This is a genomic window from Tardiphaga sp. (genome assembly GCF_025356345.1).
GTDB lineage: Bacteria > Pseudomonadota > Alphaproteobacteria > Rhizobiales > Xanthobacteraceae > Tardiphaga.
Genome location: NZ_JANXTC010000357.1, coordinates 1 through 10,226, shown reverse-complemented (window position 1 = coordinate 10,226; position 10,226 = coordinate 1). Strand labels below are relative to the sequence as shown.

Below are 10,226 nucleotides of genomic sequence, written 5' to 3'. Positions count from 1 at the left end.
GTCCAAACGGTTAGAAGGTTCGATACCGGTTAATACCGGGTCGGCACGGTCGGCATCCGCTGAATTTTCCAGCGCCGAGCGTGAAGTGATGGACCCTTTTGCGGGTCTGGGAGAAAGCTCCGCCGCTGATCTGGTTGAAATCAGCGGCGTGATCAAATGGTTCGATGCGTCCAAGGGATATGGTTTCATCATCCCCGATAATGGAGCGGCCGACGTGCTGCTGCACGTCACGGTGCTGCGTCGCGACGGCTATCAGACCGCCTATGAAGGCGCCCGCCTGATCGTCGAATGCGTGCAGCGCGCGAAAGGTTATCAGGCATTCCGGGTTGTCTCGATGGATGAGTCCACCGCGATCCATCCGGCGCAGATGCTGCCGCCGCGCACCCATGTCAGCGTCACGCCGACCAGTGGCCTGGAACGTGCGCAGGTGAAATGGTTCAACCGGCTGCGCGGCTTCGGCTTCCTGAGCTGCGGCGAGGGCACGCCCGATATCTTCGTGCATATGGAAACTCTGCGCCGCTTCGGCATGACCGAACTACGTCCCGGGCAATATGTGCTGGTGCGTTTCGGGCCTGGCTCCAAGGGCATGATGGCCGCCGAGATCCAGCCGGAAGCCGGCAGTCCCGGGTTGTCCTCGCACTGAGCCCGTACGGCCTGGCGCAACGCGATCGGGCTGGTATCACGCCGCTGTGCGCGCGGTAGCACTGGTATTGGCCATGATCGTCGGGGTAGGGTCGTGCGCCCGGCGCGTCGGTCCGGGTTTCGCGTGGAATGCCGTTCATGAATGTCTCTGATATCACTCGCCGCCTTTGTCAGCCGGCGTCGTTGCTGGCGGTTGCCGCTATGCTGGCTGTCCTGTGCTTCAGCGTGGTCGGCCACGCCGCCGAGTTGCAGCCGCTAGAAATCGTCACCAAGTCGGGCGTCCAGGTATTTTCGGTCGAACTGGCCAAGACCGATGAAGAGCGCGCCACCGGCCTGATGTACCGCAAGGAACTGGCGGATGGTCGCGGCATGTTGTTCGACTTCACGCCGGAACAGCCGGTCTCGATGTGGATGAAGAACACCTTCATCTCGCTTGACATGATCTTTATCGGCGCCGATGGCCGGGTGCTGCGGATCGCCGAGAACACCGAGCCGCAATCGACCCGAATCATTTCCTCCGGCGGCCCGGCCAAGGGCGTGCTGGAAGTGATCGCCGGCACCGCTCGCAAATACGGCATCGCTCCCGGCGACCGCATCGCCCATCCACTGTTCGGCAAGCGTTGATGGTTCAGGGCGTTCAGACGCCTTGCTGACCGACCATTAAGTGTGTATCGACACCTGATCGTCGGGGTATAGCGCAGCCTGGTAGCGCGGCGGTTTTGGGTACCGCAGGTCCTAGGTTCGAATCCTAGTGCCCCGACCATCAACCCATTGATGCTCCTGCATTTATGTGAATTTCACGGTGAACGTCGCAAGGCGGGGTAGCCTCTGCCATGCGCGGTGAACGACCCTACACCCCGAGATAGACCTGCCGGATATATTCGTCGCCCGCGAGATCGGCGGATTTGCCTTCGCGGATGGTGCGGCCATGCTCCAGCACATAGACGCGGTCGGCGATGCGCAGGGTCGAGGTGGCGTCCTGCTCGACGATCAGGATCGCGGTGCCGTCCTTGCGGATCTGCTGGATCGAATCGAAGATCAGCCCTTTCAGCCTTGGCGCGATGCCGACCGAGGGCTCGTCGAGCAGCAATAGTTCGGGGCGGCCCATCAGCGCCCGGCCGATCGCCACCATCTGCTGCTCGCCGCCGGACAGCGTGCTGGATTGCTGCCATTGCCGCTCGCGCAGCATCGGGAACAGCGTGAACACGCGCTCCAGGTCGCCGTCGATCTCGGCACTGTTCTTGCGCAGATAGGCGCCGAGCTGCAAATTCTTCAGTACCGACAATTCGGCGAACAGCTTGCGGCCCTCGGGGCAGTGGCAGATGCCGCGCGCCACGACGTTGTAAGGCTCGATGGCGTGCAGCGATTGGCCCTTGAATTCGAGCGTGCCGGTGGAGGCGATCGAACGCGAGATCGCCTTCAGCAGCGTGGTCTTGCCGGCGCCATTGGGGCCGAGCACACCGACCAGCTCGCCTTTCTCGACCCTGATCGAGACCGATTCGATCGCCAGCGCCTTGCCATAGCTGACCTTGAGATCGGCGATTTCAAGCAGGGGCATGTTCAGCTTCCGTCTTGCCGATATAGGCCTCGATCACCTTGGGATCGCGGACGATCTCGTCGGGCGGCCCGACCGCGATGATCTCGCCGAAATTCATCGCGATGACGCGGGACACCAGCGCCATGAATTCGCGCAGCTTGTGCTCGATCAGCAGAATGGTCAGGTTCTCCTCGCGGTGCAGCCGGCGGATCAGTTGCGCCAGCGGTTCGATCTCGCTGCTGCCGAGGCCTGCGAATGGCTCGTCGAGCAGCAGCAGGTCCGGCCGCGTCGCCAGCGCGCGTGCGATCTCCAGCCGTCGCAGATCGCCATAGGGCAGCGTCTCCACCGCCTCGGCGCCGCGGCCGCCGAGGCCCACCTGCTCGAGCAATTGCCGCGCGCGCGCCTCCTTGTCCCGGTCCTGATGTGCCCGTGGCGACAGGCAGGCGACCAGCACGTTCTCCAGCAGGTTCATGCCGACGAACGGCCGGGTCAGCTGGAAGGTGCGGGCCATGCCGCGGTTGACGATCTTGTAGGGCGCCAGTTGCCGCAACGGTTCGCCGTTGAAGGCGATGGTGCCGGAGGTCGCCGGCATGAAGCCGGTGAGGATGTTGAACAAGGTGGTCTTGCCGGCGCCATTGGGGCCAAGGATGCCGGTCAGCTCGCCCTTCCGCAGCGTGAAGGTCGCGCTCTTGACGGCGGTGAGGCCGCCGAACCGCTTGGTGACGCCGTCGACTTCGAGCAGCACGGTCATCGCAGGCGCTCCGTCATGCGGCGCCACAACGGCGCGATCAAGCCGTTCGGCAGGAAGAACAGGATCAGCATCAGGGTCAGGGTGTAGATCCACAGCCGGTATTCGCCGAAGCCGCGCAGCATCTCGGTCAGCAGCGTCAGCAGGATCGCGGCGATCGCCGCGCCATAGATCGAACCGATGCCGCCGACATAGACCATGATGATCACGGTGATCGAGACCACCACCGAGAACAGCGGCGGTGACACCTGCAACTGGTAATGCGCATAGAGCGCGCCGCCGAGCCCGGCAAAGCCCGCCGAGATCATCAGCGAGGCGATCTTGTAGAAGGTGACGTTGATGCCGGCGGCCTGGCAGGTCGCCTCGTCGCCGCGGATGGCGCGCAGCAGCAGTCCCCAGTGCGACTGCGCCAGCAGCGTGAGAATGATCACGGTGACGACCAAGACGCCGAGCACGAACCAGTAATAATGCAGCGGCGACTTGATCAGCGGATCGAGGCCGTACAGCCCTTCCTCGCCACCAGTATACTCCCAGAAGATCAGGCACAGCCGCTGCAGGATCGCCGAGGCCGACAGCATTGCCAGCGCGAAATACGGCCCGCGCAGCCGCAGTGTCGGGAACCCCACCAGCACGCTGAACACCACCGCGATGCCGATCGCCAGCGGCAGGCTCAGCCACGGGCTGGCCGACCAGATGGTGGCGAGGAATCCCGCAGTGTAGGCGCCGGCGCCGATGAACAGCGAATGGCCGAAATTCTCGCGGCCGGTGAGGCCGGACATGAAGTCCCAGCTCGAGGCCCAGATGCCGTAGATCACGCACACCGTCAACACGCCTGTCAGGTAGTTGCTGGCCACCAGCACCGGCGCCAGCGCGAGGATGCCGACCACGAGGACGGCGCCGGCGAGGTCGATCTTGGAAATGCTGCGCATGTCAGAATGCCGCCCGTCGGCCGAGGATGCCGGATGGCCGGATCATCAGGGTGATCACCACCGCCACCAGAGACACCAGTTCGGTCCATGAACTCGAGATCAGATAGGCGACGATGGTCTCGGAATAGCCGAGGATCAGCGACGCGATGATGCTGCCGGGAATCGAACCGAGCCCGCCGACAATGACAATGGCAAAGGCCTTGACCATCGGCAGCAGCCCCATGGTCGGCTGCACCGTGAGGAATGGCGATACCAGCACGCCGGCCAGCGCCGCGGTGCCGGCGGAGATCGCGATCACGATCGAATAGATGCGGTTGGTCGGGATGCCCATATATTGCGCCGCCTCGGGGTCCTGCGACACCGCGAGGATGGCGGCGCCAAGCCGTGTGCGCTGGATGAACAGCCACAGCGTCAGCAGCACCAGCACGCCGGCGACCAGCGCCAGCAGCCGCTGCCCGCCGATATCGACGCCGCCGATCGACAGCTTGTCGGCGACGAAGGAGGGCACGTTGCGGTATTCCGACCCGAACACCAGAAACAGCGTCTGCTCGACCGCCAACGACACCGCCAGGGTGATCATCAGCACCGCGAGCTGCGATTGTCGCAGCGGCCGCACCAGGAAGCGCTCCATCAGCACGCCGAAGCCGGCCACCAGCAGCACCGCCAGCGGCGCCGCCAGGAACAGCGGGAAATGCAGGACCGCGGTCAGGACATAGGCCGCATAGGCACCGAGCGCATAAAACGAGCCATGGGCGAGGTTGAGGATGCGGGCCACCCCGAAGATCAACGTGAAGCCGACCGCGAGCATCGCATAGATGGCGCTCGACACCGCGCCGTAGATCAGGATCTGAAGCATGAAGTCCCGCTGTTGATATGGGAATGGCGCAACTCGATGGCGCCGTCATTGCGAGAAGCCCCTTGGCGACGAAGCAATCCAGCCTTTGCCGATTGCGTGGCGTTCTGGATTGCCGCGTCGCTTCCGCCTTCGCTCTTCGCGCGACGGCGGACAAGTTGCTCCCCGCAAGGACGTCTTTGGCTTCGTACCAACGGCGCCTAGTTGCTCATCCAGGGCGGGGCGATCATCGGGCCGGTGGCGGCTTCCTTCGGCCACACCACGACGCGCTCGCCGTTCTTCTGCCATTGCACGAACAGCAGGTTCTGCATTCCCGGTCCCGTCTTCACGTCGTGCAGTTCGTCGAACATCATCTTGCCGGCGATGCCGACGTGATCGGTCTTTTCCAGCTCCTTGATCACGGCGTCGGGCTCGATGGAATTGGCCCGCTTCACCGCGTCGGCATAGACATAGACCGCGTCATAGGCGCCGATGCCGGTATAGACCGGCGCGGTGCCGAACCGCTTCACGAACTCGTCCCAGAACGGAATCGTCTTCGGCGTCAGCGCCGCCCGGATCGCGAACATGCCGACGGTCTCCGCATTGGCCTTGCCGCTGACGCGGGTGAAGAAGTCGGCGTCCTGGCTCTTGACGTCGATGCCGCCGATCGGGATCGGCACCTGCGCGTCATGCCATTGCTTGACGAAGATGTCGGACGACGCATGCGACAGCACCACGATCAGATATTGCGCGCCGCTGTCCTTCACCTTGGCGAACAGTGGCGAGAAATCAGAGGTCGAGGTGTCGAAGAATTCGGCCAGCTTGACCTCGGTGCCGCCGTCGATGGCGCCCTTCTTCAGGATCGGGACCAGGTCCTGTACCCATTTGGCGTTCTCGCCGACGATGGCGATCTTGGTCAGCTTCATCTCGCCCTTCAGCTTGCCGTTGATGAAGTCGACCAGCGCGCGGGCCTGATGCGCGGCGTTGATCGGGAACGCGCGAAAGATGTATTTGTAATTGTCGTAGTCGGTCTTCACCTTGGCAGTGATCGACGGCGACGCCGCGCCGACCCCGATATAGATGGTCTTGGCGCTGGAGATATGCGGCAGCTGCGCCAACGTGACGCCCGAGGTGTAACCGCCGATCAGCACGTTGACTTTTTCATCGGCTGTCAGTTTTTTGATCGCAGCTATGCCCTGTTCGGGGTTCTCAGTCTCGTCGGCGACGACGATTTCCAGCTTGCGGCCGAGCACGCCGCCCTTGGCGTTGATCTCCTCGGCGGCGAGCTTGGCGGCGTTCTGAGTGTCGCGACCGACCTGCAACTGGATCGCGGTCGGAATGCCGATCTTGATCGGGGCCTGCTGGGCGATTGCCGGCGCGGTGATCGCAAGGGCGCCGGCAACGATCATACTCGCGGCCGAAAGCGGCCTCAAAAAAGAGTTCATGACGCTTCTCCCTGATACATCTGGATCATTGTCCGATGCTTGATTTGTTCCCGCAGACTGCATGGCTCGGTCAGACCAAGTCAAGAAGGATCGGCGGCTTGCCGGTCTCCGTCGCGGCCGCGGGTGGTAGCAGAACTTGCAGCGTTGTTGCGCTGCGACGGACCCGCGGCTGGCATGCTCCGCAGCCAAGACACACGCGATAATTGTCGCCGATCAACGAGTTGTCGGGTGTCGTCAATCTGTCATGTCTGGCCTGTAGCTCCTGCCGCAGCAGGTGGGCGACCATGGTTCGCTGCACTGCAAGACCTTTTGTTTTTGGGGACTGCTACATGAAGTTGCGCGCTTTCGTTTTTGCACTTTCGGCCGTCGTGCTGGCGGCGGTTTCGCCGGCCAAAGCCGCCGATGTGATCTGCTACAATTGTCCGCCGGAATGGGCCGACTGGGCCAGCATGGTGAAGGCGATCAAGACCGACCTCAACATCGAGATGCCGCACGACAACAAGAATTCCGGCCAGGCGCTGGCGCAGATCATCGCCGAGAAGGCCAATCCGGTCGGCGACATCGGCTATTTCGGCGTCACCTTCGGCATGAAGGCAAAGGCGCAGGATGCGCTGGAGCCCTACAAGCCGGCCGGCTGGGACCAGGTCGATGCCGGGCTCAAGGATCCCGACGGCTACTGGACCACCATCCATTCCGGCACGCTGGGCTTCTTCGTCAACAAGGATGCGCTGGGCAACGCGCCGGTGCCGAAATGCTGGGCTGATCTGCTGAAGCCGGCCTACAAGGGCATGGTCGGCTATCTCGATCCGTCCTCGGCCGCGGTTGGCTATGTCGGCGCGGTCGCCGTCAATCTCGCGCTGGGTGGCTCCGCCGACAATTTCGAGCCGGGCCTGAAATTCTTCAAGGAGCTGAAGAAAAACGATCCGATCGTGCCGAAGCAGACGTCTTACGCCCGTGTCGTATCCGGCGAAATGCCGATCCTGTTCGACTATGATTTCAACGCCTACCGCGCCAAATATTCGGAGAAGGGCAATTTCGAATTCGTGATTCCCTGCGAGGGCTCCGTGGTGTTTCCCTATGTCGTCGGCCTCGTGAAGAATGCGCCCGACAAGGACAAGGCCAAGAAGGTCTTGGACTATCTGTTGTCCGACAAGGGCCAGGCGATCTGGACCAACGCCTATCTGCGACCGGCCCGCAAGATCGAGCTGCCGGAAGCGGTGAAGGCCAAGTTCTTGCCCGACTCAGAATATGCCCGCGCCAAGAGCGTCGACTGGGGCAAGATGGAGCTGGCCCAGAAGGGCTTTACGGACCGCTATCTCGCCGAAGTCCGTTGATGCTCTGATGTCCGTGAACGTAGTAGGGCGCCCCGTGAACGGGGCGCCTGTTTTCCATGTCGCATAAATCCTTTGTCTGGCTGTGCCTGCTGCCGCTGGTGGTGGTGACCTCCGCCTTCTTTCTGCTGCCGATGGCACAGCTCGTGGTGGTCGGTGCCGAGGGCCCGCGCGGGGTCAGCGCCTACCTCGCGATCGTCACCGAGCCGCGCTACCGCGCCACGCTGATCAACACCGTGGTGCTGGCGGCGGCGACGACCATCGCCACGCTGATGATCGCCACCATCGCCGGGCTGTTCCTGCAGCGCCATCGCTTTCCGGGCCGGGCCGTGCTGATTGCGATGCTGACCTTTCCGCTGGCGTTTCCCGGTGTGGTGGTCGGCTTTCTGATCATCCTGCTGGCCGGCCGGCAGGGTCTGATCGGCGCGATCTCGAACGCGGTGAGCGGAGAGAAGATCGTATTTGCCTATTCGATCTTCGGCCTGTTCCTGGGCTATCTGTATTTCTCGATCCCGCGCGTGATCCTGACCATCATGGCAGCGGTTCAAAAACTCGATGTCGGGCTCGAGGAGGCCGCGCGCTCGCTCGGCGCCAGCCCCTGGGCAGTGCAGCGCGACGTGGTGCTGCCGGCGCTGGGGCCGGCCTTCGTTGCCTCCGGCGCCATCGCGTTTGCCACCGCCATGGGCGCGTTCGGCACCGCGTTCACGCTGGCGACCAATATCGATGTGCTGCCGATGCTGATCTATACCGAGTTCACGCTGGCTGCGAATTTCTCGATCTCGGCGGCGCTGTCGATCGGGCTCGGCGTGATCGCCTGGGCGATCCTCGCGCTGGCGCGTTCGTTCAGCGGCGGCGCCGTCGCGGCGGCGGGATAGCATGATGCGCGACCGTCTGATCTTTCTCAGCCAGCTCGGCTTCACGCTGCTGGTGGCCGCCTTCCTGGTGGTGCCGGTGATCCTGTCGCTATCGGCCGGCGTCACCGTCAATTATTTTCGCGGCATCTCGTCCGGCGTCACCCTGCGATGGGTGATCCAGGTCTGGGATCTCTATGCCGGCGAAATCTGGCTGTCCTTCGTGATCGCGCTGGCGACGCTGGCGGTCACGCTGGTGGTGGGCGTCCCCGCCGCCTATGCGCTGCATGTGCGCGGCGGGCGGCTGTCGCGGGTCATCGAGGAAATCATCACGTTGCCACTGGCGATCCCCGGCCTTGCCATCGCGCTGGCGCTGCTGCTGACCTATGGCGGCTTTGGCGGTTTTCGCCGCTCCTGGGTCTTCATTCTCACCGGCCACGTCATCTTCACCATGCCGTTCATGGTGCGCTCGGTGATGGCGGTGTTCGGCAGTATCGATATCAAGACCCTCGACGAAGGCGCGGCGTCGCTCGGCGCGTCGCCTTGGCGGCGGTTCCGCACTGTCATCGTGCCCAATGCGATGCCAGGCATTCTGGCGGGGTCCTTGATGGTGGTGACTTTGTCGCTGGGCGAATTCAACCTGACCTGGATGCTGCACACGCCGCTGACCAAGACCTTGCCGGTCGGCCTCGCCGACGCCTACGCCTCGATGCGGCTGGAAGTGGCCTCCGCCTATACTCTGATATTCTTTGTCATGATTGTCCCGCTGCTGGTGGCAATGCAGATGTTCGCCGATGAGGGCCACAAGAAATGACCGCGATGGCAGGACACGGCGCCGCCGTGCGGGTTGAGCGCTGCGCCAAGACATTCGCGGATGGTACCCAGGCGCTGGCGCCGGCCAGCCTCGACATCATCAGCGGCGAGACATTGGTGCTGCTCGGGCCCTCGGGATGCGGCAAGACCACCATGCTGCGGATCATCGCCGGTCTCGAGCAGCCCGACGCTGGTGGCCGAATCCTGTTTGACGCCAACGATATGACATCGGTGCCGATCGAGGCGCGCAATGTCGGCATGGTGTTCCAGTCCTACGCGCTGTTTCCGAATATGAGCGTCGCCGACAATATCGGCTACGGGCTGAAGATCCGCGGCGTCGATGCCAAGGCCCGCGCGGCGCGGGTTGCCGAGATGGTGGCGTTGACCAATATCGGCGGGCTCGAAAACCGTCGCATCGACCAGCTCTCCGGCGGCCAGCGCCAGCGCGTGGCGCTGGCGCGCGCCGTCGCGATCCGGCCGCGCGTGCTGCTGCTCGACGAGCCGCTGACCGCGCTGGATGCCTCGTTGCGCGACCGGCTGCGCGGCGAGTTGAACCGACTGCTACGCTCGCTCGGCATCACCACTATCTACGTCACCCACGACCAGGCAGAAGCCATGGAGCTCGGCGACCGCATCGTGGTGATGCGCAAGGGCGCCATCGCCCAGATCGGCACGCCGCGCGAGGTCTATTTCACGCCGCGGAGTCGCTTTGTCGCGGAGTTCGTGGGCGCTGCGAATATCGTCGAAGGGCCAGTGGTGGCGGGGCAGATGGTGCTGTCCGGCGGCACGCTGGCGCTACGGGATCCGCCTGGCACACCTTCGGCCGTGGCCATGATCCGGCCGGAAACAATCCGCATCGTCCGACCGGGCGAAACGCCGCTGCAGGGGACCATCGACAGCGTCAGTTTTATTGGCGACAAGCAGCGCATGATCGTTACCGGCGCTTCCCACGGACCGCTGGTGATCGATGCCCCCAACACAATCGTCGCGGGAATCGGTGATCGTATCGGACTGGCGATCGCGCCAGAGGCGATTCGCCTGCTGCCCAAGGAAAATTGATGCCGCCGATGGCCGTCATTGCGAGGAGCACTTGCGACG

At 63.5% G+C, this 10,226-nt stretch carries 11 protein-coding genes and 1 tRNA gene; 7 read left to right on the top strand and 5 right to left on the bottom strand.

Going from position 1 to position 10,226, the window contains the following annotated elements:
- Window positions 1-22 precede the first annotated feature (22 nt).
- The 3 genes from Q0S16_RS21500 to Q0S16_RS21490 all read left to right on the top strand — a co-directional run bounded on the left by Q0S16_RS21500 (window position 23) and on the right by Q0S16_RS21490 (window position 1,405).
- The gene (locus tag Q0S16_RS21500; protein WP_295852832.1) at window positions 23-643 is read left to right on the top strand and encodes a cold-shock protein; all 621 of its coding nucleotides are present in this window, start codon (window positions 23-25) and stop codon (window positions 641-643) included.
- Window positions 644-843: 200 nt separating this feature from the next.
- A complete protein-coding gene (locus tag Q0S16_RS21495; protein WP_295852828.1) occupies window positions 844-1,266 on the top strand; it encodes a DUF192 domain-containing protein in 423 nt (140 codons plus the stop codon).
- Between the two features lie 62 nt (window positions 1,267-1,328).
- Window positions 1,329-1,405 (top strand) — tRNA-Pro (locus tag Q0S16_RS21490).
- A gap of 87 nt (window positions 1,406-1,492) precedes the next feature.
- Here the strand turns inward: Q0S16_RS21490 and Q0S16_RS21485 are convergent.
- From Q0S16_RS21485 to Q0S16_RS21465, 5 genes are all read right to left on the bottom strand, one after another.
- The gene (locus Q0S16_RS21485) at window positions 1,493-2,200 is read right to left on the bottom strand and encodes an ABC transporter ATP-binding protein (RefSeq protein WP_295852823.1); all 708 of its coding nucleotides are present in this window, start codon (window positions 2,198-2,200) and stop codon (window positions 1,493-1,495) included.
- Entirely contained in the window at window positions 2,187-2,930 is a 744-nt protein-coding gene (locus tag Q0S16_RS21480; protein WP_295852820.1) for an ABC transporter ATP-binding protein, read from the bottom strand. Before Q0S16_RS21480 ends, Q0S16_RS21485 begins: the two co-directional genes overlap by 14 nt.
- Complete coding sequence (locus Q0S16_RS21475; RefSeq protein ID WP_295852816.1) at window positions 2,927-3,856, bottom strand: branched-chain amino acid ABC transporter permease; 930 nt, start codon at window positions 3,854-3,856, stop codon at window positions 2,927-2,929. Before Q0S16_RS21475 ends, Q0S16_RS21480 begins: the two co-directional genes overlap by 4 nt.
- A 1-nt stretch (window position 3,857) precedes the next feature.
- On the bottom strand, window positions 3,858-4,712 hold the full coding sequence (locus Q0S16_RS21470) for a branched-chain amino acid ABC transporter permease (protein ID WP_295852811.1): 855 nt from the start codon (window positions 4,710-4,712) through the stop codon (window positions 3,858-3,860).
- A gap of 197 nt (window positions 4,713-4,909) precedes the next feature.
- Window positions 4,910-6,133 carry an ABC transporter substrate-binding protein gene (locus Q0S16_RS21465; protein ID WP_295852808.1) on the bottom strand — a complete coding sequence of 408 codons (1,224 nt, stop codon included), beginning with the start codon at window positions 6,131-6,133 and terminating at the stop codon, window positions 4,910-4,912.
- Window positions 6,134-6,462: 329 nt separating this feature from the next.
- Here Q0S16_RS21465 and Q0S16_RS21460 point away from each other — a divergent pair, with 329 nt between their 5' ends.
- Genes Q0S16_RS21460 through Q0S16_RS21445 form a run of 4 tightly spaced genes read left to right on the top strand, consistent with a single transcriptional unit; the run spans window position 6,463 to window position 10,187 of the window.
- Window positions 6,463-7,467: an ABC transporter substrate-binding protein gene (locus Q0S16_RS21460; protein WP_295852805.1), complete on the top strand. Its 1,005-nt coding sequence runs from the start codon at window positions 6,463-6,465 to the stop codon at window positions 7,465-7,467.
- A 56-nt stretch (window positions 7,468-7,523) separates the two neighbouring features.
- Window positions 7,524-8,339, top strand: a complete 816-nt coding sequence (locus Q0S16_RS21455) for an ABC transporter permease (RefSeq protein ID WP_295852803.1) — start codon at window positions 7,524-7,526, stop codon at window positions 8,337-8,339.
- Window positions 8,340-8,343: 4 nt separating this feature from the next.
- On the top strand, window positions 8,344-9,129 hold the full coding sequence (locus tag Q0S16_RS21450; protein WP_295852801.1) for an ABC transporter permease subunit: 786 nt from the start codon (window positions 8,344-8,346) through the stop codon (window positions 9,127-9,129).
- On the top strand, window positions 9,126-10,187 hold the full coding sequence (locus tag Q0S16_RS21445) for an ABC transporter ATP-binding protein (RefSeq protein WP_295852798.1): 1,062 nt from the start codon (window positions 9,126-9,128) through the stop codon (window positions 10,185-10,187). Before Q0S16_RS21450 ends, Q0S16_RS21445 begins: the two co-directional genes overlap by 4 nt.
- Window positions 10,188-10,226 lie beyond the last annotated feature (39 nt).